Annotated in this window: 22 protein-coding genes; 3 read left to right on the forward strand and 19 right to left on the reverse strand. The window is 29.1% G+C overall.

Annotated elements, in window-relative coordinates:
- Window positions 1-46: 46 nt before the first annotated feature.
- On the reverse strand, window positions 47-469 hold the full coding sequence (locus D2A34_RS11995; protein ID WP_119366754.1) for a hypothetical protein: 423 nt from the start codon (window positions 467-469) through the stop codon (window positions 47-49).
- Window positions 470-607: 138 nt separating this feature from the next.
- Window positions 608-1,108, reverse strand: a complete 501-nt coding sequence (locus D2A34_RS12000; protein WP_119366755.1) for a GAF domain-containing protein — start codon at window positions 1,106-1,108, stop codon at window positions 608-610.
- Window positions 1,109-1,398: 290 nt separating this feature from the next.
- Here D2A34_RS12000 and lexA (D2A34_RS12005) point away from each other — a divergent pair, with 290 nt between their 5' ends.
- Window positions 1,399-2,007, forward strand: coding sequence for a transcriptional repressor LexA (gene lexA / locus D2A34_RS12005; RefSeq protein WP_079442165.1), 609 nt, complete (start codon window positions 1,399-1,401; stop codon window positions 2,005-2,007).
- Window positions 2,008-2,071: 64 nt separating this feature from the next.
- Here lexA (D2A34_RS12005) and D2A34_RS12010 read toward each other — a convergent pair whose 3' ends face one another.
- The 4 genes from D2A34_RS12010 to mutL all read right to left on the reverse strand — a co-directional run bounded on the left by D2A34_RS12010 (window position 2,072) and on the right by mutL (window position 6,746).
- A complete protein-coding gene (locus D2A34_RS12010) occupies window positions 2,072-3,361 on the reverse strand; it encodes a methionine gamma-lyase family protein (RefSeq protein WP_119366756.1) in 1,290 nt (429 codons plus the stop codon).
- Window positions 3,362-3,450: 89 nt separating this feature from the next.
- The gene (gene hfq / locus D2A34_RS12015) at window positions 3,451-3,693 is read right to left on the reverse strand and encodes an RNA chaperone Hfq (protein WP_079442163.1); all 243 of its coding nucleotides are present in this window, start codon (window positions 3,691-3,693) and stop codon (window positions 3,451-3,453) included.
- Between the two features lie 57 nt (window positions 3,694-3,750).
- The gene (miaA, locus tag D2A34_RS12020) at window positions 3,751-4,674 is read right to left on the reverse strand and encodes a tRNA (adenosine(37)-N6)-dimethylallyltransferase MiaA (protein WP_119366757.1); all 924 of its coding nucleotides are present in this window, start codon (window positions 4,672-4,674) and stop codon (window positions 3,751-3,753) included.
- A complete protein-coding gene (gene mutL / locus D2A34_RS12025; RefSeq protein WP_119366758.1) occupies window positions 4,674-6,746 on the reverse strand; it encodes a DNA mismatch repair endonuclease MutL in 2,073 nt (690 codons plus the stop codon). The genes miaA and mutL overlap by 1 nt, the downstream gene beginning before the upstream one ends.
- A 313-nt stretch (window positions 6,747-7,059) precedes the next feature.
- Between mutL and D2A34_RS26700 the strand changes: the two genes are divergently transcribed.
- Window positions 7,060-7,215, forward strand: a complete 156-nt coding sequence (locus tag D2A34_RS26700) for a hypothetical protein (RefSeq protein WP_169896870.1) — start codon at window positions 7,060-7,062, stop codon at window positions 7,213-7,215.
- Window positions 7,216-7,296: 81 nt separating this feature from the next.
- On the opposite strand, the gene D2A34_RS12030 is transcribed toward D2A34_RS26700, so the two are convergent.
- From D2A34_RS12030 to D2A34_RS12045, 4 genes are all read right to left on the reverse strand, one after another.
- On the reverse strand, window positions 7,297-8,460 hold the full coding sequence (locus tag D2A34_RS12030) for a class I SAM-dependent methyltransferase (RefSeq protein WP_119366759.1): 1,164 nt from the start codon (window positions 8,458-8,460) through the stop codon (window positions 7,297-7,299).
- Window positions 8,461-8,632: 172 nt separating this feature from the next.
- Window positions 8,633-9,283, reverse strand: a complete 651-nt coding sequence (aat, locus tag D2A34_RS12035; protein ID WP_079442073.1) for a leucyl/phenylalanyl-tRNA--protein transferase — start codon at window positions 9,281-9,283, stop codon at window positions 8,633-8,635.
- 230 nt (window positions 9,284-9,513) lie between these two features.
- The gene (locus D2A34_RS12040) at window positions 9,514-10,362 is read right to left on the reverse strand and encodes a PRD domain-containing protein (RefSeq protein ID WP_119366760.1); all 849 of its coding nucleotides are present in this window, start codon (window positions 10,360-10,362) and stop codon (window positions 9,514-9,516) included.
- A gap of 21 nt (window positions 10,363-10,383) precedes the next feature.
- Window positions 10,384-12,519: a PTS sugar transporter subunit IIABC gene (locus tag D2A34_RS12045; RefSeq protein WP_119366761.1), complete on the reverse strand. Its 2,136-nt coding sequence runs from the start codon at window positions 12,517-12,519 to the stop codon at window positions 10,384-10,386.
- A 361-nt stretch (window positions 12,520-12,880) separates the two neighbouring features.
- Between D2A34_RS12045 and D2A34_RS12050 the strand changes: the two genes are divergently transcribed.
- Complete coding sequence (locus tag D2A34_RS12050; protein ID WP_119366762.1) at window positions 12,881-13,525, forward strand: phosphoribosyltransferase; 645 nt, start codon at window positions 12,881-12,883, stop codon at window positions 13,523-13,525.
- A 102-nt stretch (window positions 13,526-13,627) separates the two neighbouring features.
- Here the strand turns inward: D2A34_RS12050 and D2A34_RS12055 are convergent, their stop codons facing one another.
- The 9 genes from D2A34_RS12055 to lexA (D2A34_RS12095) form a co-directional block, all read right to left on the reverse strand.
- Window positions 13,628-14,344, reverse strand: a complete 717-nt coding sequence (locus D2A34_RS12055) for a ferric reductase-like transmembrane domain-containing protein (RefSeq protein ID WP_119366763.1) — start codon at window positions 14,342-14,344, stop codon at window positions 13,628-13,630.
- Window positions 14,345-14,510: 166 nt separating this feature from the next.
- Window positions 14,511-16,091 carry a glycosyltransferase family 39 protein gene (locus tag D2A34_RS12060; RefSeq protein WP_119366764.1) on the reverse strand — a complete coding sequence of 527 codons (1,581 nt, stop codon included), beginning with the start codon at window positions 16,089-16,091 and terminating at the stop codon, window positions 14,511-14,513.
- Between the two features lie 338 nt (window positions 16,092-16,429).
- Window positions 16,430-16,969 (reverse strand): fasciclin domain-containing protein, encoded by a 540-nt coding sequence (locus tag D2A34_RS12065; protein WP_119366765.1) that lies wholly within the window; start codon window positions 16,967-16,969, stop codon window positions 16,430-16,432.
- A gap of 183 nt (window positions 16,970-17,152) precedes the next feature.
- Window positions 17,153-19,954 (reverse strand): DNA mismatch repair protein MutS, encoded by a 2,802-nt coding sequence (gene mutS / locus D2A34_RS12070; protein WP_119366766.1) that lies wholly within the window; start codon window positions 19,952-19,954, stop codon window positions 17,153-17,155.
- 127 nt (window positions 19,955-20,081) lie between these two features.
- Window positions 20,082-20,663 (reverse strand): Uma2 family endonuclease, encoded by a 582-nt coding sequence (locus tag D2A34_RS12075; RefSeq protein ID WP_119366767.1) that lies wholly within the window; start codon window positions 20,661-20,663, stop codon window positions 20,082-20,084.
- Window positions 20,664-20,774: 111 nt separating this feature from the next.
- Complete coding sequence (locus tag D2A34_RS12080; RefSeq protein ID WP_119366768.1) at window positions 20,775-22,235, reverse strand: NADP-dependent glyceraldehyde-3-phosphate dehydrogenase; 1,461 nt, start codon at window positions 22,233-22,235, stop codon at window positions 20,775-20,777.
- A 229-nt stretch (window positions 22,236-22,464) separates the two neighbouring features.
- Window positions 22,465-23,247, reverse strand: coding sequence for an ABC transporter permease (locus D2A34_RS12085; protein WP_119366769.1), 783 nt, complete (start codon window positions 23,245-23,247; stop codon window positions 22,465-22,467).
- Entirely contained in the window at window positions 23,240-23,875 is a 636-nt protein-coding gene (locus tag D2A34_RS12090; protein WP_119366770.1) for an ABC transporter ATP-binding protein, read from the reverse strand. The genes D2A34_RS12085 and D2A34_RS12090 overlap by 8 nt, the downstream gene beginning before the upstream one ends.
- A 152-nt stretch (window positions 23,876-24,027) precedes the next feature.
- Entirely contained in the window at window positions 24,028-25,584 is a 1,557-nt protein-coding gene (gene lexA, locus D2A34_RS12095; RefSeq protein WP_119366771.1) for a transcriptional repressor LexA, read from the reverse strand.
- Window positions 25,585-25,818 lie beyond the last annotated feature (234 nt).

Genomic DNA, 25,818 nt, shown 5'->3' on the forward strand with positions numbered 1-25,818 from the left:
TGATTATTATGTGAAATAAAACGAAAATCTATTCACTACATTTATTCTATTGTTTTCTTAATCTTCTGACACCAGGATATATCTCTTCGGTAGCTTCGTCGAGAGTTAAATCATCGTTTAAATCCATCTCATCCAAGTATACTATATGTTCAAATGCATCCTCATAGCTTTCTTCATCAGAAAATTCAGTATCAAAATCATTTGTTTTTTTTGCAAATTTGTTAAATATGTCTTTTATATCAAGATTTTCTTCAGTTATTTCATCTAATTCATCTTCACTTAAAGACGCCTTTAAATCGTTTAAGAATTCCTCTTCTAATATTTCATTTTCTTCTTGTGTTTTCGCAATATCTTCGATTCTAATTGCTTTAGTATCAACGCCATTAATTTCTAAACACTTGCCGCAATTATCACAAATTTTATTTTCGTAAATATCACAATAATCATCATCAGAATACTTATCAGTCATCTGTAACACCTCTTTTTTTATTGTAGAATAATAATTATATCAAATAAAACAAATTAAATCAAATTAAATATTGTTATTATTCAAAGCAATAAATAATAACTTCAAAAATTCAAGTTCACGCTATAATGTTGAAACAAACTATATAATGTGTTTCCAATTAATATATTTATTAAGTATCGTCACTGCTTTTTCTAAATAAATTCTTTCAAGATCAGTGAATCTACTATACTCTTCACTATCTAAATCAAGAACCCCTACAAGTTTTTCATTATTTACTATAGGAATTACTATTTCAGAATTTGATGCGGCATCACAAGCGATATGCCCTTCAAAATTATGTACGTCTTCTATTAATAGCGTTTCTTTTTTTAGAGCAGCTGTTCCACATACCCCCTTCCCTATTTCAATTTTTGTACAAGCGGGCATCCCTTGAAAAGGCCCCAAAACAAGCGAATCACTTTTGGCTAAATAAAAACCACACCAATTAATTCTTCCTACTAGAGCGTTTATTAACGCAGATGCATTACAAAGTTTAGTTATTGGTAAATCTTCGTTATCTATCAGACCTTCAAGCATAACTAACATATTTTCCAATTTACTTTCTGTACTCATACCATCAAATACTTTTATATCAAACATTCATTTCACCTTCCGTATTGCCAAAATATGCATTCTTAACTATTTTATATTATTTAAGCTTACCACATTATATAATACTATTTTTTATTCAATATTGGAATATTAATATATAAAGAATTATTTGTTTGATTTATTTATACAAACATAATGATAAACTTAATTCTCAATTTTTGTTAAATATTACTGATTATTCTATTCTTACAGCGTGTATGTTTGCGTATTTAGAACGTTAGTTTGCTATATAAACGGGTATATGCTATAATGGGTAGAAGAATAGAGAGGTGTTTATAATGTCAGACGAAAAAGATAAGCAATCAGAAATATACGACTTTTTAAAATCTTATACAGAAAACAAAGGATATCCACCTTCAGTAAGAGAAATATGTGAAGCTGTATCGTTAAGGTCGACTTCAACAGTTCATGGCCACTTAAAAAGATTAGAAAAAAAAGGTATGATTAAAAGAGATCCTTCAAAGCCAAGAGCTTTAGAAATAGCTGAATTTTCTGCTCCTAAAAGGGAAATGATTAATATACCAATTCTGGGTAAAATCACTGCTGGAAGCCCTATTCTAGCAACTGAAAATATAGAAGATACATTTGCTCTACCATTAGATTATATAAAGCATGATAAAGAGCTTTTTATGCTTAGAGTATCTGGGGAAAGCATGGTTAATGCTGGTATCAGAGATAATGACTTAGCTATTATTGAAAATGTTCAAACAGCCTTAAACGGTGATATTGTAGTTGCATTGATTGAAGATAGTGCAACAATTAAAAGATTCTTTAAGGAAAAAGATCATATTAGATTGCAGCCTGAAAATGATGCTATGGATCCCATCATAGTAGATGATTGTAAAGTATTAGGCAAACTTGTTGGGATATTTAGATCTTTTAAATAGCTAAAAGATTAAAATGATGAATAAAAAAGACTGTTTATGATTAATCATAAACAGTCTTTTTATATTACTCAACTTCTAAAACTTTGCTCAATCCTATAAGAACACCAATTTTACCGTGATCAAAATTTAATCCGCCTTGTATGTAAGCTATATAAGGTTCCCTTACAGGACCATCTGCCGAAAGTTCAATTGTTGATCCTGAAATAAATGCACCAGCAGCCATTACTATTTCGCTATCATATCCAGGCATAGCCCATGGCTCACATACCGCAAAAGCATCAATCGGTGATCCGGCTTGAATTCCACTGCAGAAATTAACTAGTTTTTTAGAGTCACCAAATTCAATAGCTTGAATTATATCTGTTCTTTTATCGCTAGATGGCGGGAAGACTTTAAATCCTGCGATTTCCATAACTCTAGCACAAAATATAGCTGTTTTAACAGCCTCAATAGAAACGTGAGGCGCAGAGAATAATCCTTGATAGAAACTTCTCATTAATCCATAAGTAGCTCCATACTCTCCTCCTACCCCTGGTACAGTTAATCTATTTGCAGCTGCATCGACTAAGTTTTTCTTACCAACAATATAACCACCACCTGGCGCAATTCCACCACCAATATTTTTCATTAGTGAACCTGCCATAATATCAGCACCAAATTCTGTTGGTTCTACAGTTTCAATAAACTCACCATAGCAATTATCAACAAATATTGATACATCATTTCTAACTTCTTTAATATGTCTAATAACCTCGGCTATTTCAGAAACTAGAAAAGATTTTCTTGCTGCATAACCTGTACTTCTTTGAATATGTATAAGTTTTATAGATGAATCGGCTTTTAAAGCCTCTTTTATCTTTTCAAATTGAAATTTACCATTACTATCTAAATCAACAATATCTGTTTTAATTCCGAATTCATCTAAAGAGCCGGAATTTTTCTTTTTTGACAATCCTAACACGCCAAGTAAAGTATCGTACGGTAGTCCAGAAACACAAAGTATTTTATCACCTGGTCTCACATTACCAGCTATGGCGCACCCAATAGCATGTGTACCGCTTACAAAATGCGGCCTAACAAGTCCTGCTTCAGTCTTAAAAATATTAGCATAAACTTTATCTAAGGAATCTCGGCCAATATCATCAAGACCATATCCGGTTGTATTTGTAAAATGTGCATCACTTATTTTTTCAGTTTGAAAAGCTTTTAGAACTTTCAGCTGATTATACTCTCTAATTTCATCATAGTCTTCAAATTGTTCAGCAGTATCTTTCAGAGCCTGTCTATATATTTCAAATGTCCTTTCACTTATATTATAGTTATCAATTAAAAATTCTTCTGTTTTCTTTAACATCTGTATATCTCATCCTCCAAAGTATTTAAATAAGTTTTATAAATTCCTTATAACCCAAAAAATAAATAGGCAATGTTAATGCCTATTTACTAACTTTCATATTCATTGTCTGCAAATAAAATTGGTTTAGCTGGCGTTATAGTTGATATAGAATGTTTATATATTAGCATTTGTTTATTGTCACAATCCAATATGACAGTAAAATTATCAAAACCCTTTACAATGCCTTTTATTTGGAATCCATTCATTAAATGTATAACTAACTGAATTTTATTTTTTCTAGCATTGTTTAAAAAAATATCTTGTAAATTATTTTGTTGTTTATTGACCAAAATATAACACCTCCATTAGTGAGCATAAGTTTAATTATTTCTATTATAACTCGAGTTTTAACTTATGTCATTAATAACTTTATCCAAAATTTCATCATCGCTCATAACATCTTTATCTAAAAAAATACATCTTTTATCTCTTCTAAACCAAGTTAACTGCCTTTTGGCATAATTTCTTGATCCTTGTTTTATCATATCTATCGCATCAGGTAAAGAAATTTCACCTTCAAGGTAATAGAATATTTCTTTATAACCAATCCCTTGCATTGACTGAATATCTGAAGTATAACCCATTTCTTTTAATCTTATGCACTCATCCAATAATCCTCTTTTAAGCATAATATCAACTCTTTTGTTAATTCTATCATATAACTTTTGTCTATCCATAGTTAATACATAGTAAAATACATCATATTCGCTATTGTAAAAATCATCACCAACATTATAAGAGCTAAATGGATTTTTTGTGAGCTTATAAACTTCTAAAGCTCTTATAACTCTTTTTCTATTATTAGGGTGAATATCTTTGTAACTTATCGGATCAATTTCATTAAGCATTTCGTGTATATACTCATTTCCTTTTTCTAAGGCTAGGCTTTCTAAATATTCTCTATATTCTTCATCTTTCTCTGCTTCAGTAAAAGTCATATTACAAGTCAATGAATTAATATAGAGACCAGTTCCTCCAGATATTATAGGTAATTTTTCTTTAGATATAATATTATTAATTGCATATTCTCCGTACTCCTTAAAATCAGCAACAGAAAAAGGTACATCTGGTTCTATAACATCTATTAAATGATGTTTTATTCCTTGCATTTCTTCTTCTGTTACCTTTGCTGAGCCTATATCCATGTATTTATATATCTGCATAGAATCTGCCGAAATAATTTCTCCATTTAATTTTTGCGCAAGTTTTATTGAAAGATCAGTCTTCCCTGCTGCAGTTGGTCCACCGATTACTAATAATTTTTGTTTCATTATATAATTCTCCTAAATTTTTTATCTATGTCTGTACTAGTAAATTTAATTATTACAGGCCTTCCATGTGGGCAATGGAATGGGTCATCTATATATCTTAAATCTTCAATTAATTTTATCATTTCACTAGTTTCTAATTTATCATTACCTTTAATGGCTGCTTTACAAGCTTTGCTAGCAATAGCATTATGTTTAACTTCAATTGTTTTTCCATTCCCTAAATTTTTAAGATTATCTAACATCTCTAAAAACAAATTTTTAGGATTAAGCTTTCCTAGAAAGTATGGAACTTCTTTTAAAGATAAAGATGTTCCTCCAAACTCTTCAAGTAAGAATCCTGCCGCTCCAAAAACTTCTTTATTTTCTTCAAAATAAGAATAATCATCTATACTCAAATCAATAACACTTGGAATCATAAGAGGTTGAATGATAATATTACCGCTCTCAATTTCTTTTATGTACTTTTCGAATAATATCTTTTCATGGGCGGCATGTTGATCAATCATATATAGTGTACTGTCATATTCGCCTAATATGTAAGTTTTATTGTACTGCCCAATTATAGTTATTGGCGGAAACTTAGCTGTTTGTTTCAGATTGTCACTCACATCTTTTGTTCTTGAACTATCAACAAGCTCAGATCTATTTTCTTGGTTGTTATCATTAGCCATATAATACTGATTTTCCTGATTTGTATCTTGGTTAAATTTATTGTGTTCATATTTTTCGACTACAGGCGTTGCATCATAATCTACACCTATATCTTCTGCAGTTTCATAATTTTCATCTCCATTACTTATGCGTGATCTTAAGTCAATAGGAATCTCGATAGGAATTTTATATGACTCTTTATTCATATCGCTTTCAAAGGGAGTTGTTTTATATGCATTTACAGAATTATTATCATCAACTGAATAGTTATTTGCATTAAGATTTATTCCTTGATCCAATAATGACTTTACAGTTGAATTTGCAAATTTAACTTTTTCTTCTTCCTCTTTTATCTTAAATGTTATCTCTTCAAAAGTAGGTATTACTGAAATTTTGGAGTTTTCTTCCTCTTTAATAGCAAAAGTTTCAAATACTTCATTCTTCAAGGAAGTATGAACTGCCCCAAAAATCTTTTTGAAAATTGTTCGTTCATCATTAAACTTTACCTCTGCCTTTGTTGGATGAATATTTACATCAACATATTCAGGGTATACTTCAATAAATAAAATAAAAAATGGGAACTTATTAACTGTGGAAAATGACTTAAATGCTTGTTCAACGGCTACAGCTAATGCTCTATTTTTTATATATCTTTTATTTACAAAAATACTTTGATTATTTCTAGAACCTCTGGCTATCTCTTCTGTTCCTATGTACCCATATACTGTAATGAGATCAGAAGTATCACTGAAATAAAGTATATTATCAGTTATTGACTTTCCATAAATTGTTCTTATTACATCCTTAAACTCTCCGTTACCAAAAGTATGAAGAATCTTTTTATTGTTATTATATAATTTAAAACTTATCTTAGGATTAGCAAGAGCAAGTCTTGTTATTATATCATTAATTAAAGAACTTTCTTTAGCGGTAGATTTTAAGAACTTCTTTCTTGCAGGAACATTAAAGAATAAGTCACGAACCTCTATTATTGTTCCTTTATTTACTCCACATTCTGCAACGTCTGTTGATTTACCACCTTCAATTGAAATTTCATATCCAAATTCTTCATCTGCCTGCTTAGATTTTAAATTAACCTTAGCCACCGATGCTATAGATGGGAGTGCTTCACCTCTGAAACCTAAAGTGCTTATGCTGTATATATCTTCTGATTCCTTTATTTTGCTTGTAGCATGAGGAAGAAAGGCTTTAGCTATATCATCTTTATAAATCCCATCGCCATCATCTATAATTCTTATTAAAGATGCACCACCCTCTTCTATTTCTATTACGATATTTTTTGAGTTAGCATCAATAGAATTTTCTACTAATTCTTTAACTACTGAAGACGGTCTTTCAACAACTTCTCCAGCTGCAATCTTATTTGCTGTATCTTCATTTAAAATATTAATTCTTTTCATTTATAATTTCCCCCTTTCAATTAAAATTAATAATTTTCAATGAGAAAAATCACTTGAAATTATTATTCTTCATTTGTATGAACTCTGTATTGCAAAAATAAATATTATGAAGTTTAATTAGCTATATGATACAGCTGATTCACCATAATAGTATCTATCAATAAATGTATTATTATCCTCAAGAACTATTAATTTCATAAATAACACCTACTTACACAATTATAACAGTAGTGTTCTTAAATATAAATAATATTTATATTTAAGATGGATAAGATAATATAGAAAAAAATATTTTCAGTAAGGAGGTATTAAAATGAATAACAAAGATTTATATAGTTCAGCAAATACTACATCTGACCCAGCATCTCGTAATTATGGTAAAGAAATAAATGAAAAATCTCATGAAAAAAGTCCTTTTGGAAAAGATGAGCCTTCTCCACATACTACATTTAAAAAGAAAATGAAATAATGCAAATAAATCCACGACAAAATTTACTGCTGTCGTGGATTTTTTAATAACAATAATATAATTATTTACATTCATAAAAACTTATATTAAATTATCATTCTTTAATAAATTAAATAATGTTGGATTAAGATTAAATTGTTCCATTAAATTTCTGACTTCATTTAAAGCTTTCTCTTTCTTATCTTTAGGAATATTAGATTTTGATGCTCTAATTAATATATTTTTAGGAGAATGAGCAATATCTATAAATTCTAAAAGTTGGGTTCTATATCCGATACATTCCAAAAGATTTGCACGCACACTGTCAGTCATAAGAGCTGCAATTCTTTCTTGTACTATACCGTATCTTGTTAAGATAGATAATTTTTCTGTTTTTATTTGAGCATTAAATTCATGCTGACAGCAAGGAACAGAGAAGATCATTTTAGTATTCCATTTTATAGCATTATATAACGCATAATCAGTAGCAGTATCACATGCATGCAATGTAATTACCATATCAACCTTATTGTTATATTTAAAGCCATTTATATCTCCAAGTTCAAAGTGTAAATTCTCATAATTATAACGTTTTGCTATATCATTACACTTCTTAATTACGTCAGCTTTAAGATCTAATCCTATCATTTTAACATTTATTTTTTTTATCTCTACAAAGTAATAATACAATACAAATGTTAAGTAAGACTTTCCACAACCAAAATCTAAAATTGTAAGTTCTTTATGGTCGTTCTTTTTAATTTCATCATCGATAATTTCCACGAATCTGTTTATTTGCTTATATTTATCATACTTTGAGTTTATTACTTTACCTTCTTTAGTAAAAATACCTAGATCTATAAGTGGCTCAATAATCATGCCTTCTTTAAGAATATAATTTTTTTCTTTATTATGTCCTTTACTAACAAACTTGGCATTATCCCCTTTTTTCTTGCTTAATAGAACCTTACCTTTTTTAGATATTTTCACTTCAAAGTTAGTAAGATTTGACCAAGCGGAAACTTGCTTAAAATCTGACGATACGTAATCTAGTATTTTATCACCCAAAACATCTGCATCAATATTTTCATGAAACACCTGTTTATCAGTATATTTTTCTATTTGATAATATTTCTTATTATTATTTTCTTTTAGCATTATAGTTATCTTGTTATATTCAAAATTTTTATTTGCTTTATTACTAATAACTACCTTAATAATATCCTCTTTAACTATTTCATCAATTGCTTTTTTTAAATCTTCCATCTTTCAACTCACCTTATTATTTAGTTAACTTGTGTTTTATTACTTTTGTTATTTTACACATTGTTATTTTGTAGAATAAATCTATTAATTTATTTTATCTTAAATTTGTATACAATACTATAAGTATAATTATTATAAGGCGTAAAAAATACTATATGATAAACCAACCCCATTATTGTATACCTTTATTTAATAAATACGTATAAGTATCCCAATCTACATACTTCCCACCCATACTTTCTAAATGATCTGTATGCATTTGGCAATCTATAAAAATAAAATTCTCATCACGAAGCCTTTCTGCAAGTTTAATTAATGCGATTTTGGAAGCGTTGCTAGTTTTAGTAAACATACTTTCTCCAAAAAAGCATTTCCCTATTTTGACTCCATATAAGCCTCCTACCAGTTCCTCATCAATATATGTTTCTACGCTCATGCCATATCCATGATTAAATAAGTTTATATATGCATTTTTCATATCGTTACTTATCCAAGTTTCCTCGTTATTACTTTCGCGTGTATTTTTACAATTGCTAATTACACCTTCAAAATCTCTATTGAATGTCACCTTTAATTCATTTTTTTTAATAACCTTTTTCATAGATTTAGAAATTTTAACCTCATCAGGTATTATTATAAATCTAGGCTTAGGGCACCACCAAAGGATTGGTTCTCCTTCGTTATACCATGGAAATATACCATTACAATAAGCTAATAGCAATCTATCTAAAGATAAGTCTCCTCCAACTGCCAAAAGTCCGTCCTCTTCAGAAAGTTCAGTAGGAGGGAAAATAATATCTTTTGTCAATTTAAATACAGGCATTCTATTCACTCCCTTATGTGATAAATGTAGCTACTTAACTATTCTAGCACAATTTATATTATTTTGTTATTATATTCTATAATATTGCCAACTAAGTCGCAATTATATTAATTGGTATAGCGCATTTTAAGTAAATCCAAAATAAACCCACGAAAAGCAAACGGCCAAATTATACTTTCGTGGGTTTAGAGTGTTGTTTGAGAAATTTTTTGATTTGTACTATTATTTATTTAATCAATAGGTTCTATTTCTAATTCATCTGTAAATACTCTTTCAATATGCATTGCAAGATATCCTATTTCTACAGGCTTGATTTCTCTATTTAGTTCACTGCCTAATTTTCTACAGATATCTGCTGCTATTTCAAAAGATTTAGGGAACCGTTCCCTAATATAATCATTCATATCAAGCTTTATTGTCTCGCCTTTTAATGTTCTCGCTGCCATGTATTTAATATGGCTCATTAGACGATTATAGGATAATGAGTCAATGTTGATTTTCTTTCCTATGTTCTGCTCAATAGTTGTAATACAATCTCTGACTAACATTGCTGTTTCCATTGCCTGTGATACTTTTTCATTCCCTAAACTAGAATGAATATGAAGCGCTATATAACCAATCTCATCCTCATTAATATCGATGCCTTCTATTTCCTTGATAATATCTTTTCCTTTACAGGCAACTTCGTATTCTTCAGGAAATAAAGCTCTAATATCTGCTGTTAATGGATTACTTATATGTTCATTATTTTTTATTCTTTTTATTGCAAAAGCTATATGATCTGCAAGAGGGCATAAAATGTTCTTATCAACTTTTTCAAATTTCTTTTCTGCTTCCATAATAATGTTACTAGCAATTTCAAGAACCTCAGGTTCTATGTTGTTTATTATCTCTTTAGTTGAACCCCTAGATGTTTCTTGCTGCAATAGATATATTTGGGCATTTTCTGGTGCTTCCATACGTTCGTTTACTTTTTTTCCAAATCCTACACCTTTGCCTAACAAAATAAATTCTTTGTTTGTATCACTATCTATTGCTAGAACGCTATTATGGTTTAATGCTTTTATTACTCTGAACATTTTATGCCTCCTCTTTACTTGTTATTCAAATACATCAATTGCTACTAAAGCTTCTCCAGCTTTTATATCTCCTGTTTTTAATAAACGTATTTTTTGTTTACTGCTTAATGATGTGCATATACAAGGTGAAGCAAGGGATGGGGCATTTGCTTTCACAAATTCTAAGTCGAAGTTTAATAATTTATCACCCTTCTTAACTTTATCCCCATCTTTTACGAAAGTCTCAAAACCTTTTCCATCAAGCATTACTGTATCTATTCCTATATGAATAAGTAATTCAATTCCATCAGTTGTTGTTAATCCAACTGCATGCTTTGATGGGAATACAAAACTTATAACCCCGTCTGCTGGAGAAACTACATTACCTTCAATAGGAGTAACCACAACTCCATCACCCATCATCTTATTTGCAAAAGCTTCATCTGGTGTCTCAGATAAATCTTGAGCATTACCAGTTAATGGGCTGGCTAAAACTATTGTACCAATAACTTTTCCTTCAACTTTGTTTTCATGCACTTTTCTTTCTTTATTTCTTACTACTGCATCAATTGCAACTTCTTCATCTGGTGCTGTAGCTAAGTAATCTTCTAAGTTTGATTTTATAACAGTTACTCTTGGTCCATATATAATTTGGACACCAACACCTTTATGAACAACTCCAGATGCACCTGTTTGTTTTAATAAAACATCGTTTACTAATTCTGCTTTGTGAACTGTACAACGTAATCTAGTTGCACAACAGTCAATGTCTGAAATATTTTTCTTACCACCAAGACCTCTACAGATCATAGCTGATAATTCATCAACCTCTCCAGCGTCTCCGCTTTCAGAATTTTTCTTTGCTTCTAAGTCACTTCTGCGATAAAGTTTAACTTCTTCTGAATCATCACGACCAGGTGTCTTTAAATCTAGTTTCTTAATTAATATTGTAAATAATACATAGTATACTACAAAATAACCAATACCTACAATAGGTATCCATATCCAACTTGTTTTGGCATTTCCTTGTAAAATACCAAATAGGAATAAATCGATGAATCCGCCAGAGAAAGTCATACCTACTCCAACTCCAAGCATATGCATTAACATATATGCTAGTCCTGCAAATACACAGTGAATTCCATATAATAATGGTGCAACAAATAAGAATGTAAATTCAATAGGTTCCGTAATACCAGTAAGCATTGAAGTTAATGCTGCTGATAATAATAGTCCACCTACTACTTTTCTCTTTTCTGGTTTAGCACAATGATACATAGCAAGTGCTGCTCCTGGTAAACCAAATATCATAAGTGGGAATTTACCTGACATAAATCTTGTTGCTGAAACACTGAAGTGTGTTATTCCTTGAGTTCCAAGTTCAGCAAAGAAAATATTTTGAGCTCCTTCAATAAGCTTCCCACCTACTTCTGCTGTACCACCAACCGCTGTTTGCCAGAATGGTAAATAAAATACATGATGAAGACCAAAAGGTATTAGCAAACGTTCCATTAAACCATATACCCATGTTCCTGCATAACCTGACTGTAATACAATATCTCCAACCTTATAAATACCTGCTTGAACTGGAGGCCAAACATAAAACATTAATATTCCAACAATTAAATATGTTATTGCACTTACAATTGGAACGAATCTAGTTCCACCAAAGAATGATAATACCTGTGGTAATTCTATTTTATAGTATTTATTGTGTAGAGCTGCTACTCCAAGACCTACAATAATACCGCCGAAAACACCCATTTGTAATGATGTAATTCCAAGTACTGATGTTGCTGCACCACTAAGAAGAGCGTCAGTACCACCGTGAATATTAATCATAGCACCTATTGATGCATGCATAATAAAGAATGCGATTGCTGCAGCTAGTGCTGCAACTTCCTTTTCTTTCCTTGCCATACCTATTGCAACACCCATTGCAAATATTAAAGGTAAATTACCAAATACTACACTTCCTGCTGCACTCATTACTGAAAGAATTGAATAAGCAAAGGTACCAGGTCCAATTATGCCAGTAAGTCCATAAGTTTCAAGCATTGTTGCATTAGTAAATGAACCACCTATCCCTAAAAATAATCCCGCTACTGGTAAAATAGCAATTGGAAGCATAAAAGATCTTCCTACACGTTGTAAAACGCCAAAAAGTTTATCCTTCATATCTTTTCTCCTTTTTATATGATTTTAATATTTTTAGGATGTTTTCCGATGCTTTTCGCGCGCAAAAAAGCATCAACTAACATAAACATCCTAAAAAAATATCTATGCATAGTTAATGCCTGATTACCAGTTACATACTATATCATTGAAATAATAATATCATAGATATTTTTATTGGTCAATGCTTTTTATTAATACTTCCGACAAAATAATTCAAAATATTTATTTAATCTTAGATATTTTATCATATCGTTAATTAAAACTTACGATTTCTACTTTTGGAAATAGATTACTTTATGATGAATAATTCTAAAGTATCAACTAAAACTAATTAATAATTATTTAAGGGAGGGTTTATGATATGTTTGTAGATAGAAAGGATGCTGGAGAAAAGCTTTCTGTAAAGCTTGAAAAATTTAAGAATGAGAATCCTATCGTTCTTGCTATTCCTAGAGGTGGAATTATAACTGCTTATGAAACTATAAAGAAATTTGGATTCGATTGGGATCTTATTATTCCAAGAAAAATTGGTTTACCTCAAAATAAAGAAATAGCTATTGGTGCTATTTCTTTAGATGAAACTAGTATTTTTAATGAACAATATATAAGTATGCTAAATATACCTAAGGATTATATAAAAAATGAAGTATCTGAACAAGTTGAGGAAATTAAGAGGAGATTGTTAAGATATAAAGGAAACGTTGATTACCCAGATGTAAAAAATAAAACAGTAATAATTATTGATGATGGAATAGCAACTGGATCCACCATACAAGTGGCTATCAAATCAATAAGAAAACATGATCCCAAAAAAATCATTTTAGCAGTACCTGTAGCGCCAAAAGACACTGTATCGATATTAGAAAAAATTGTTGATGAAATTATATGTCTTATTATTCCAGAAGAATTTTATGCTGTTGGCCCATATTATAAAAATTTTGAACAAACAACTGATGAAGAGGTTATTGAAATAGTTCATGAATTAAACAGAGAAAATGCTGACTAGAGATTACATAAATAACTATAATAAATTAAAAAAAGATAATAAAAATATCACAAATTAATTATTTAATAACTCTGTGGTATTTTTATTATTCTATAACTTATTTTAATTACTACTTCTACATAGTGAAAGAGATTTATATTTAACTGTGCTTTTATATTTTAATACTCTTAAACTCATATAACCTGAAAAAATTATTGTATAAGAAATTAGTCTTAACCAGTCTATTTCTTTTTCATTCAAAAGTATAAAAAGAATATGAATATAAGCTAAGAAATAAAATAAGTAAGCCCATCTTTGAAGCTTTTTCCATTGTTGACCTTTCATTTTAAGTCGTATTTTTTTTATTGATGTTATAAATAATGGAATCATTACAATAAATCCTAAAATTCCAATCATAATATAAGTAAAATACAATATCGGGAATGTTCCTTCACTTATAATTTTTGGAAGTTTCAATATAAGAAAACGAACAAAATATATAATTCCATGAGGTAACATCATAATAGATCCTAAGATAGCTAATTGTGCTCTAATGCTCAATAATTTCCTTGTGACTGTCCACTTTGAATTTAAAGCTCCTGCATACATAACTAAAATAAAAAATGACATTGATATTAACCCTCTTATTGAAGTTTTTTCAAGTGTAAGAATAAATCCATCAAGCTTCATATTAGAAGTTATTCTTAAGATTTCATAGATGGATGTGATAAGTGCAATAAATCCTGCTAATGAATAATACATATAAGATTGCTTTTTGATGGATGATGTAAAAAGTAATGATAAAATTGATATTATAACTAGTGTGCAAATAAAAATCATGTTTCTGCTCCTTAAAATATAATTGTTATTGATATTCAATATCAATTATATTTTGCTATCTTTACTAAGTCAAGGCCTAATATTCATTAATTAAATTTCGTAATAGAAAAGTCTATAAACTTATACTCAGATAATATGGTTAAAGTAATACTATATTTCTCATATTTTATGCCCTCTTTCTAAATAATGAAATTTCTTGTTTCAAATTCCCTTTTGATATAAGATCACAAGAATCTTTAAATCCCATGTATGATAAAATTATTAGTAATGGATATACTGGGTAAATGTATCTAGACTTGATTTCCCATAAGATATAGAAACCAATAAAGCCTAACATCACTAAGTTTAAAAACACCTCATCGAATCTTTTAGCTTTTACTCCACTTATTAATCTGACCAAGATAAAACAATACATTAGAAAATTAGTTACATAGATCATCCAAATTAGTCCACTTCTATATATTGAAGCTCCTTTAAATACATCTGTAGCAAAAGTAGTATAGACATACTGAGCTTGTGCCCTACCTATTCTTTGATTTGAACTTGATGCTTCGTTACCAATGCCATATGTTTCAATTTGGTATGTACCTTCCGTCCAAGTCCATATGACCTTATCATAATAAAAATTTACTAAATAACCAAAGGTAGTGTTGGAAAATTTATTTACAATTTCTTTTTTAAATAACGCTGTACTCTTTTCTTTATTATAGCTTGCCTGTCTTTGATATATGTTATAACTTTTCATATTATCCCAATACCCATATGTATCAGCGTTCAATCCCATATTCAGCCACATATATATAGGAGCTGAATTTTTGTTAACAGATTCCTGTACAACACCAGCTGACTGTAAAACAATATTTTGAACCCAACTTGGAATATTAAATAATAAACCTAATATGCAAAAAGATGCAAGTACCTTCTTAAATCCTATTTTCCGTGCACTTAATATGATGTATATTACACCAGCTATTAATATAATAACGCCTATACTTCTAAAATAATTTCCGATTGATAGAAGTATTGAAGAAATAATAATAAACTTAATTGAATTTTCTTTTACAAACCTTATTAAAAAGTACATTGAAGTGGTAAGGAATGCCGTCGCAATAATATCGTTATAAATATAATTACTCATAAATAATGAAGGTATGAAAGTTGCAGCAAATATTAGAACCCCATAATCATTATCCTTAGACTTATAATTTATTTCTTTATATATGAAATAAATCATCAGAGTTGTAACCAGTGTAAATAATATATTAAAAATTTTAATAACTAAATAGTTATCTGGAAATATAGATAATATAGTTTTTAAATATAATACTGTAGAAAAATTAAATGGAAACATATAAAGATATCCACCGGTTTGAAACGAAGAGTAATCATTCTTATATAACATATTTAAAGCCAATGAAAGTACTGTTTGAGAATCAGCTGTAGGTAATTTAGTAAACAAAAATATTATAGTTACTTGAATAACAAAGCTAAGAAATAATGTTGCTGGAATTATAATTTTTTTACTGAATTTATTTAATTTTAAACATATTCTATATAAAAATATGATTATAACAATTAATACAAGTATCAGTAAAATGAAAACTCCTAAGTTTTGACTTTGAAGAATTGGCCTATCACCATATAAGTAAGAGTCATATACAGCCCTAATAAAAAATGATGATCCAATAAAAAGTCCTATGAAGAAAATAAGTATTAAATATATAGATTTCTTAATTAACCCTAACATAAAAAAAACTCCTTTATAGAAATATATTATTTATCGCGTAGCTTGTCCTGTAATACATGTAACAATTCTATTATAATTATAATTCCTGTAAACTAGCTTAACGAATTATTACTAATTAAAGTTTAGCTTTATTATAATACATCCTTGAATCTTCTCATATATAATAAAGTATTATGGAGTGATCAATTCTCACATATTTACCTAAGAGTAACAAAAACAATAAATAAAGTCAAAACCGTGAAAAATAGAAATTAAATTATCTATATTCAGGGTTTTGATCAATAAAACTTACATATATCACCTTTTTTAGCTACATCAAAAACGTAATATAATTCCCTCTAGGGCATCATTACTGTATCGATTACATGTATTATTCCATTTTTAGCAATAATATCAGTAACTATAACCTTTGCTCCATCAATATATACATTATTATCTTTAACTTCTATTTTCGCATTATCTCCACTAAACATTTTTAATTCCGTATCGTTTAATTTTAATACATCCTCTGCAGTAAGTTTCCCTGGTACTACGTGGTATGTCAAAATTTTTACAAGAGTCTCTTTGTTTTCGGGTTTTAAAAGATTGTCAATTGCGCCTTTTGGAAGTTTAGCAAATGCAGCATCTGTAGGTGCAAATACAGTGAATGGTCCTTGCCCTTTTAGAGTATCTACCAATTCAGCAGCCTTTAATGCAGTTACTAAAGTTTTAAATCTATTGTCGCTAATAGCAATATCGACGATATCTTTTGAACTATCTTGCCGTTCCATAATTGATATATCTGTTTCTTCTGCATAAACATAGCGATTTAACCCAATAGTATTAAATATTGATACCAAAATAGCTAAAGTTGTTATTATTCTAAATTTTATTTTCATAGTGACACTCCTTTTCATATTTAAAATTATTCCAACTTAGTATGTACAATCGTAATTAGATTTATTAAGTTAATTAAATTTTTTTATGTTGTTAATGTTTTACATTCTTATTTAAATAAAAAAAACCACGAAATTAAGTTCATGGTTTTTTCTCATAATAGGAGACATCCATTCTCCTAAAAATTAACTATTTAATTTTTTAGCTTCAGCAACCAACTTATACAAAGTATTCATAGCCTCCATGGGATTTAAACTTAATATATCTACTTCACTAATTCCTTTTAAGAAAGCTTCTTTTTCCATAAAGGCAAAGTCTAGCTGCATATTATTTGAAGCATCTCTATTTTTATGTTTTTTATGTAAATTCTCAGCTTTACTCTCAATTTTACTGTTACTTTTGATTTCTTCTGTATTTTTAATTTCAGAGTAAGTTTCTATCTCGTTTTGTACTTCTTCTATATATTCACTCTTTCTTTTAGAAACAGTTTCAGTAACAGTGACTTTATTATCTAATTCATTAATATCTATGGCCACTTCACTTTCTTTAATTTCGGTATTAGTTACCTTATGAATATCAAAGCTACTTTCGCCTTCAAGTCCAAGAAGTATTTCTTTAGCTCTATCTATAACTTTTTCAGGAAGCCCTGCAAGTTTAGCCACTTCTATTCCATAGGATTCATCTGCGCCGCCTTCAACAATTTTTCTAAGAAAAATTACGCTATCTTTCATCTTTTTAACAGCAACAGAATAGTTTTTAACTCCAGGTAAAACCCCTTCTAATTTCACTAATTCATGATAATGAGTTGCAAACAATGTTTTACATCTTAAATTTTCATTTTCTGTAATATACTCAATAACAGACCAAGCTATAGAAAGACCATCATAAGTTGAAGTTCCACGACCAACTTCATCTAGCAAAACTAAACTTTTTGATGTTGCATTTTTTAATATATTTGATACTTCCCACATCTCAACCATAAATGTGGATTTTCCACCAGCTAAATCATCAGAGGCTCCGATTCTTGTGAAAATCTTATCACATATAGAGATATTCGCATTTGCAGCAGGTACAAATGATCCTATCTGTGCCATTAGTGTAATCAGAGCAACCTGTCGCATATAAGTAGATTTACCTGCCATATTTGGGCCTGTTATAAGCAGTAACTCTTTATCACTTTGATTTAACACGGTATTATTAGAAACGAATTCTCCTTTGCCAATTACCTTTTCAACAACTGGGTGTCTTCCTTCACTTATTTCAATTACACCCTCTTCATTTATTTCAGGTTTAACATAATCATTTTCAAGAGCAACTAAAGCTAGGGTAGATATTCCATCTAAATTTGAAATTATTCTAGCACTCCTTTTAAGTCTTGAAATTTCCTTTTCTATACTGTCTCTTATCTCACTAAATAATCCATATTCTAAATTTATAAGTTTTTCCTCAGCACCTAAAATCTTATCTTCCATTACTTTAAGTTCTTCGGTAATGTATCTTTCAGCATTAGAAAGGGTTTGTTTTCTAACATATCTTCCTTCTGGAATTGAACTATAGTTAGATTTTGAGATTTCAATATAATAGCCAAAAACTTTGTTATAACCGACCTTCAAGGATTTGATTCCGGTAAATTCTCTTTCTCGATTTTCAAGCGCGGCAATCCACTCTTTTCCGTGAAGTTTTGATTGTCTTAATTCATCAACTTCTGAATTATAGCCATCTTTTATTATATTCCCTTCCTTTATACTTAAAGAAGGATCTTCTTTTATAGATAACTCTAATAAATTTCTTATATCAGATAATTCATCTAGATTTACATAATATTCCTTTAGTAGATCAGAATTAGTGTTCTTTAAAAGTTCTTTAATTGCTGGAATTCTTTCTAAAGATGCTTTAAGAGACAACATATCTTTAGCATTAACGTTTTTATTTGAAATTTTTCCAACTATTCTTTCGACATCATATATTTCTTTAAGTGCATTTCTTAAATCCTCATTAAAACTTATAGAATTAAATGTTTCACTTACACCATTTAATCTTTTTTCGATTTCAGATTTAATTATAAGAGGTTCTTCTATCCATTTTCTTAGAGTTCTTCCTCCCATAGATGTTGCACTTTTATCTAAAACCCATAAAAGAGAGCCTTTTTTACTTTTTTCTCTTATACTTTCAGTAAGCTCTAAATTTCTTCTAGAGTTGCCATCTATAGTCATATAATTAATAATTTCATACTGTTCTAATAAATTTATATTTGTTAAACTCATTTTTTGAGTTTCATATATGTACTTAAGCAATACTTTGCTGGCAATTTCCCTTTCTTCATTTAATCCTGCTACTTCCATATCAGAAAATTGTTCTATAAGTTCTTCCGTACTAACAAGGAACTCATTAAATTTCTTTTTTGATAAAAGTGCAGAGGTCACTCCACATATATCATTTATTAGAGTTTCACTAAAATCTTCATCAACCAAGATCTCCTTAGGTGACAATTTAGAAATTTCATCTAATAAACTAATTTTTATGTTATCAAAAGAAGTTACTTTGAATTCACCTGTGCTTATATCAGAGACTGCTATACCTATTTTATCGTCATTTATGTAAATAGCCATTAAATATGTATTATCATTTTCTAAAGAACTATTCGCATCCACAAAAGTTCCTGGTGTAATTATTTTTACTACACCTCTTTTTACAATTCCCTTACTTTCTTTTGGATCTTCAAGCTGTTCGCATATGGCAACTTTGTAGCCCTTATTAACTAATCTTGGAATGTATGCAGCTGCTGCATGATGTGGAATTCCACACATAGGAGCCCTTTCTTCAAGGCCACAGTTCTTTCCAGTAAGTACTAATTCTAATTCTCTTGATACAGTAATAGCATCATCAAAGAACATCTCATAAAAATCACCTAATCTATAGAAAAGAATACAATCGTTGTACTCCTCCTTAGTTTTCATATATTCAACCATCATTGGCGTTAAAGCCATAATCAATTTCCTCCTTTAAGGCTCACAATTTTAAGGGAAGATAATATTTATATAAATTTTCTTTATAAACCTAAAAATCCCTAGAACAATTATAACAATTATCTTAGGGATTTTCATTAATTTTATTTTATAAAAGGCTAAGTGATTTAAAATCTATTTCTAAATCATCATAAATATTGACTTTTACTGTATCATTAAAAGAATATATTTTAGGAGAATCATAACCTTTGTCAGTTAAAATATATACTAGTATGTTTTTTTCCATAGGATTAACTATCCAATATTCTCTTACTTTAAATTGTTCATATAAGCTTAGTTTTCTTATATAATCATTACTAGGATTATATGGAGATACAACTTCAACAATCATGTCAGGAGAACCAATGCAGCCTTTATCTGTTAATTTATTTCTATCACATATAACTGATATATCAGGCTGAACTACATTTCTACTAGAAACTACATCATCATCATCATTTTTTAATACTACATCAAATGGAGCAGGATAAACTTTACAAGGACAATTTTTGGATTTTATATAATTTTTAATTTCATATGCAATTTCCATTATTATTTCTTGGTGTATTCTACTTGGAGCTGGTGACATTGCTGAAATCCTCCCGTCTATAATTTCGAATACTTCATCATCTGCAAATTTTAAATAATCATTATAAGTATATATTTTATTATCTATTGGATTTATAGCCATTTATATCACATCCTGTAAGGTATTTATGATAATAGTATATCATAAAAATTAGGCAAGTGAAAAGCAGGAGCCTGTTATTAAACTCCTGCTTTTTAAACTATTCTAAAATCACTATCTCACTAAATTTATTACTGTTGCTTTTGGCCTTGACATAGATTCAATTGAATATCTTATTCCTTGTGTTCCTATACCAGAAGCTTTTACTCCTAAGAATGGGAAATGATCAGGACCTCTTTCTGTTTTGTTATTTACTTGGACTGTTCCTACTTCTAATCTATCTGCTACATAAAAGGCATCATCTATGTTTTCTGTGAAGACAGCACCTTGTAAACCATACTCTGACTTATTAGCTATTTCTATAGCTTCATCTTTATCTTTTACTCTAATTATTGGAAGAACTGGACCGAAAGGTTCTTCCCATGCAATTCTCATATCTCCAGTTACATTATCAAAAAGAGTTGGGTAAATTAAATTGCCGTCTCTCTTTCCGCCAACAACTAGATCCGCTCCTTTGTCTATAGCATCCTTTATTAATTCTTCAACAAAATCTGCTGATTTTGTACTAATTAATGGAACTATATCTACATCTTTATCTAAAGGATTTCCAACAGTAAGATTACTCATTTTTTGTTTCACCTTTTTTACTAGTTCATCAGCTACTTTTTCTAGAACTAATATTCTTTTAACAGCTGTGCATCTTTGGCCAGAATAAGAATAGCCTCCTGCTACAATATTATTTGCTGCAAGATCTAAATCTGCATCTTCCAATACAATAGCTGCATCTTTACCACCAAGCTCCATAAGAAGTGGTACCATGCTTGTTATTTTAGAAATTTTAATTCCAACTTCAGTACTTCCAGTGAAATTAATAAAATTCACACCCTTATGAGTAACAGCATAATCTCCAATTTCACTACCCTTACCTGTAATGGTATTTAATACACCATTTGGCACACCTGCTTCTTGAAATACTTTTGCTAAGTATAAACCACATAGACTTCCTTGTGTTGCAGGTTTTAATACAACAGAGTTTCCAACTATAATTGCTGGTGCAATTTTTGAAGCCGATAAGTTTATAGGATAGTTAAATGGTGATATTGCAAGAACAACCCCTAATGGTTCTCTATTTACTACAGAAATTTTATTTCTTTTAAATCCTGGGAAAGTATCTCCAGGTATGCTTTCACCAGCCATATTCTTAGCTGTATCTGCAGTAAATCTAATGAAATCTGCTGTTCTATGAATTTCAGATTTAGAGCTCTTTCTATCCTTACCAATTTCTCTAATCATAATATCAACAAGTTCGTTTGCGTTTTCAACCAAAATATCAGCTGCTTTATATAATATTTCAGCCCTTTCATTCATTGGGACTTTACTCCATTCTCGTTGCCCATCTTTTGCAACTTGAATTACATGATCAATATCTTCTTGTGTCATAGCTGGGACTGTTCCTACTAGAGAATTATCGAGTGGCGAATATATTTCAATTACTTTATTATCTTTATTACCAACCCATTCACCATTTATTAAATTTTTAAAATTATTATTTTCACATTTAATACAATTAAACATCTCTTCACCTCATTTTAATAAGTTATATTAACTAATATTAATTATCCTTTATCAATATAATACACTAGATAATATATTATATCCATATAAAATAATATAATTTATTAAATTTAAATTTTTAATAGAAAAATAACTCAGAGTTGATAAAGTTTTAATATATGCAAAGTTCTAAACGTAGAATAAAATGCTTACCTTGAATTCTATGAAAAATATACAAATAAAATTCATATTATTTTAATCTATTATCTTTCGTGAAGAATGTTCTATAGCCAAGAGTTACAAATAAAACTGTTGACACGGCTGTACTTCCTAATATAGCAAGTAGAATACCAATTTGATATTTTATTGCAGTTAAAGGAAACGTTCCAGAAAGAATTTGTCCTGTCATCATACCTGGTAAAGACACAATTCCCATAGTCAGCATATTATTCATTGTAGGCAAAATAGCATTATCAAAAGCATTATTAACAATTTCCTTTGTAGCAGCTAGTGGGCTTGCTCCTAACATTAATGAATTTTCTATCTCAATCCTTTTATCTTCAAAATCGCTACATAATTTATTAGCTCCTAAAGCAATACCTGTCATGCTATTACCTACAATCATTCCTGAAATAGGTATAAAATATTGTGGATTAAACCATGGACGCACATTTAATACCACAAGTACAAAAAATGTCGCCGTTAAAAGTGATCCCAAACCTAATGAAAAAGCAATAATTGTTTTTAACTCTCGTGACATTTTAATCTTAACTCTCTTAATAGAGTTATAAATTGCAAAAGAGATCATAACTATAATCATTAAAGAAGTAAGCCACCAACTTGGGTTTCTAAATACAAACATTAAAATATAACCCATTATAGTTAACTGCAAGGTCATTCTTGTGGAAGCGATTAAAATCTGCTTCTCACGCCTTATTCCTCTAGACTTAAATATAATAAGCATTATAATAACAAAAATATATGCTATGGAAAGTTGTAAGATAGAAAGATCCATTATAGAATTATTATTCATGATATGCCTCCGTAACTTTTCCATTTTCAATTCTTATTATTGATTCAAGAAATTTTTGTGCAATGTGTTCGGAATGAGTAATCATGATTAACTCTTTTTTATTTTCTAATACAAACCGTGAAAAGTTATCAATTATGAATTCTTCGGTTACTTTATCTAATGCAGCAGAAGGTTCATCTAATAAATAAGTATCAGCATCCATAAGCATTACTCTAGCTAGACATAATCTTTGTCTTTCACCACCAGAAAGATTTGCACACCCTTCAGATAATTCTTTATTGAGTTCTACCCTTTTAAGAGTTTCTCTTAAAGTACTTTTTGATGCAGGTAATTTTTTTGAAAACTCTAAACCAATTTGAAGATTATCTTCAATTGAACCACTGTAGATTATGGGGTTTTGTCCAAGCATAACAACCTTTCGCCTTAGTTTTACAGTATCCATTTTAGAAATATCCTGACCATTATAAAGAATTCTCCCTTCATCTGGAAGGTTTAAAGAATTTAGCATACGCAACAGAGTTGTTTTTCCGCTACCTGAAGGTCCTATAATGCATGATATAGGCTTATTAATCTGTAAGTATTGAATATCCAATATACCTTTAAATTTTAGACCCTTGATTTCAAACATGTAATTGCTCATCCCCTTTCTATTTTTACATTTTGGTTATATAAGTAAATATATACTTAAAGTTTGAATCATGTTCATGAAAATTTATCGAAGAAAGTATGATAAAACCTTGTAATAAATTATACCAATTATTACAAGGTTTTTCACTAAATCTATGAATTTTTAACAAGGCCGATTGCTACCCCAAGAAAACTAAATTGTTGATCTGTAATAAAAATAGGTTCATACATTTCATTTTCAGGCATAAGTACAATTTGTCTGTTTATTTTTTTGTAAGTCTTTAAAGTAGCTTCTCCTTCAATATCAACTGCAACAATATCATTTATACTTGGCATACCTTGTTTGCTAATTACTACATAATCGCCATCATAGATATTTTTATTTATCATTGAATCCCCTTTAACCTTTAACATAAACACATCTTTAGTGCTGCGTACCCAATCTTTTGGTAAATAATAATTATCTTCTATATATTCATTCATTAGAATTGGATTACCAGCCGCTATTTCACTAAATACAGGGATTTCTATAACATCTACAACTCTTTCTTCAATACCATCATGTTCTACATAAATTTCATTAACTGTTCCAGAGTCTTTAATGAAGCTATGATGAACATTCCTTTTCAAATCAATGTACCTAACAGTATCTAGTTTTAGAGGTTGGTTTATTAAAGTATCTTTTATCGAATTAACATTTTGTGTTATTGAACATTCTATAACCTTTTTTTCATTAACTTCATTGTCTTTTCTACATTCATTAAGTGTTTCAGAATGTTTTGTCTTTAATGTAATACTTTTTCCTTTCATATCATATCCTAAACTTGCAAATGATTTTCCACTTGTTAACCAAGTTTTAGAATTCTTGCTTGCTGAATTCTCAAATAAAAAAGTAATACTTGAGTAAGTCTTTTCGTTATATAATGCTTTCAAAAACTCTATTTCAACTTTGGTTAGCATTTGACAATCATCAATAAAAATATGAGTAAACTTTCTTTTCAGCGTAGTGCTTGCTTCTTTTAATGCCAAAATAGCCACATCTTCAAAGTCAATTTTATTTATTTTCTTTAAATTATTGTTGTATTCAATTAATATATCAAATACAGCTTGTCTTTGTTTTGAATTCTTCCTAAGTACTTTAGGTGCAGAAATTGTAAGATTATCATTTGTTCTGCTAAATCGATTAGCAGCTTGATATTCTTCTAAATTTATGTAATTACTAGATTTAATCCATCTTATTTCTTCTTGGATAAATTGAGCAAAATCTAAGTTTAATATACTGGGTTTTTTGTTCTCATATTTATTTAATATAGTTTTAATTGCATCTTTTAATTGATTATAGCATTCTTCTGAAGAAGCAATCTTATCATTTTTTTTATTATTGTTTTTATATTGATTGAAATAATAATATATTAAAGATGTTATATTAGATATCTCTAATTTATCACTATTGTCTCTATCAAAAAAACTGCTTTGATGATATTTTTCAGTTTCTATATTATCATAAATATATGAAACATATGTTGAAGCTTCTTCATCACGTGTTGCAACAAGTATTTTATCGTCCTTAGATATGCAATAATGATTAAGTAATGATGGAATCTTATTTATAAATGTTGTAGTTTTACCTGTACCCTTTTCGCCTTTTATAAGCATATGGCCATTTGGTTTGCTATTTATTATCTTCTTTTGCTCTTTATTAAAGTACACTATTTTCCACCTTTCATTTATTGCTAAAATTTAAAATTATATGGTTCGTCTATTTAAAATTATTGTTGTAATTATACTATATTTTGCGATAACATGTAAAGTTTTAAGGTCTCTATCGGTAACTTATTAGAACTAATTTTTTTATCCATTTATTTGTAGTAAGTTGTAATAATTATATATAATATGTATAATTAACAAAGTAAAACTTGTTATACGAAATTTAATTATTTAAAC

This window comes from Clostridium chromiireducens, from assembly GCF_003575225.1.
Classification (GTDB): domain Bacteria; phylum Bacillota; class Clostridia; order Clostridiales; family Clostridiaceae; genus Clostridium; species Clostridium chromiireducens.

What these genes read in the sequence shown, in the direction of transcription:
- D2A34_RS12045 (WP_119366761.1), bottom strand. Translation starts at nt 12,519, where the DNA reads ATGAAGGATAAACTTTTTGGCGTTTTACAACGTGTAGGAAGATCTTTT.
- D2A34_RS12075 (WP_119366767.1), bottom strand. Translation starts at nt 20,663, where the DNA reads ATGGCTATAAATCCAATAGATAATAAAATATATACTTATAATGATTAT.
- D2A34_RS12090 (WP_119366770.1), bottom strand. Translation starts at nt 23,875, where the DNA reads ATGTTTGAAATCAAGGGTCTAAAATTTAAAGGTATATTGGATATTCAA.
- D2A34_RS12010 (WP_119366756.1), bottom strand. Translation starts at nt 3,361, where the DNA reads ATGTTAAAGAAAACAGAAGAATTTTTAATTGATAACTATAATATAAGT.
- D2A34_RS12060 (WP_119366764.1), bottom strand. Translation starts at nt 16,091, where the DNA reads ATGTTAGGGTTAATTAAGAAATCTATATATTTAATACTTATTTTCTTC.
- D2A34_RS26700 (WP_169896870.1), top strand. Translation starts at nt 7,060, where the DNA reads ATGAATAACAAAGATTTATATAGTTCAGCAAATACTACATCTGACCCA.
- D2A34_RS12040 (WP_119366760.1), bottom strand. Translation starts at nt 10,362, where the DNA reads ATGTTCAGAGTAATAAAAGCATTAAACCATAATAGCGTTCTAGCAATA.
- mutS (WP_119366766.1), bottom strand. Translation starts at nt 19,954, where the DNA reads ATGGCTTTAACGCCAATGATGGTTGAATATATGAAAACTAAGGAGGAG.
- lexA (WP_079442165.1), top strand. Translation starts at nt 1,399, where the DNA reads ATGTCAGACGAAAAAGATAAGCAATCAGAAATATACGACTTTTTAAAA.
- D2A34_RS12050 (WP_119366762.1), top strand. Translation starts at nt 12,881, where the DNA reads ATGTTTGTAGATAGAAAGGATGCTGGAGAAAAGCTTTCTGTAAAGCTT.
- D2A34_RS11995 (WP_119366754.1), bottom strand. Translation starts at nt 469, where the DNA reads ATGACTGATAAGTATTCTGATGATGATTATTGTGATATTTACGAAAAT.
- D2A34_RS12080 (WP_119366768.1), bottom strand. Translation starts at nt 22,235, where the DNA reads ATGTTTAATTGTATTAAATGTGAAAATAATAATTTTAAAAATTTAATA.
- D2A34_RS12000 (WP_119366755.1), bottom strand. Translation starts at nt 1,108, where the DNA reads ATGTTTGATATAAAAGTATTTGATGGTATGAGTACAGAAAGTAAATTG.
- mutL (WP_119366758.1), bottom strand. Translation starts at nt 6,746, where the DNA reads ATGAAAAGAATTAATATTTTAAATGAAGATACAGCAAATAAGATTGCA.
- D2A34_RS12055 (WP_119366763.1), bottom strand. Translation starts at nt 14,344, where the DNA reads ATGATTTTTATTTGCACACTAGTTATAATATCAATTTTATCATTACTT.
- D2A34_RS12065 (WP_119366765.1), bottom strand. Translation starts at nt 16,969, where the DNA reads ATGAAAATAAAATTTAGAATAATAACAACTTTAGCTATTTTGGTATCA.
- D2A34_RS12030 (WP_119366759.1), bottom strand. Translation starts at nt 8,460, where the DNA reads ATGGAAGATTTAAAAAAAGCAATTGATGAAATAGTTAAAGAGGATATT.
- D2A34_RS12085 (WP_119366769.1), bottom strand. Translation starts at nt 23,247, where the DNA reads ATGAATAATAATTCTATAATGGATCTTTCTATCTTACAACTTTCCATA.
- aat (WP_079442073.1), bottom strand. Translation starts at nt 9,283, where the DNA reads ATGCCTGTATTTAAATTGACAAAAGATATTATTTTCCCTCCTACTGAA.
- miaA (WP_119366757.1), bottom strand. Translation starts at nt 4,674, where the DNA reads ATGAAACAAAAATTATTAGTAATCGGTGGACCAACTGCAGCAGGGAAG.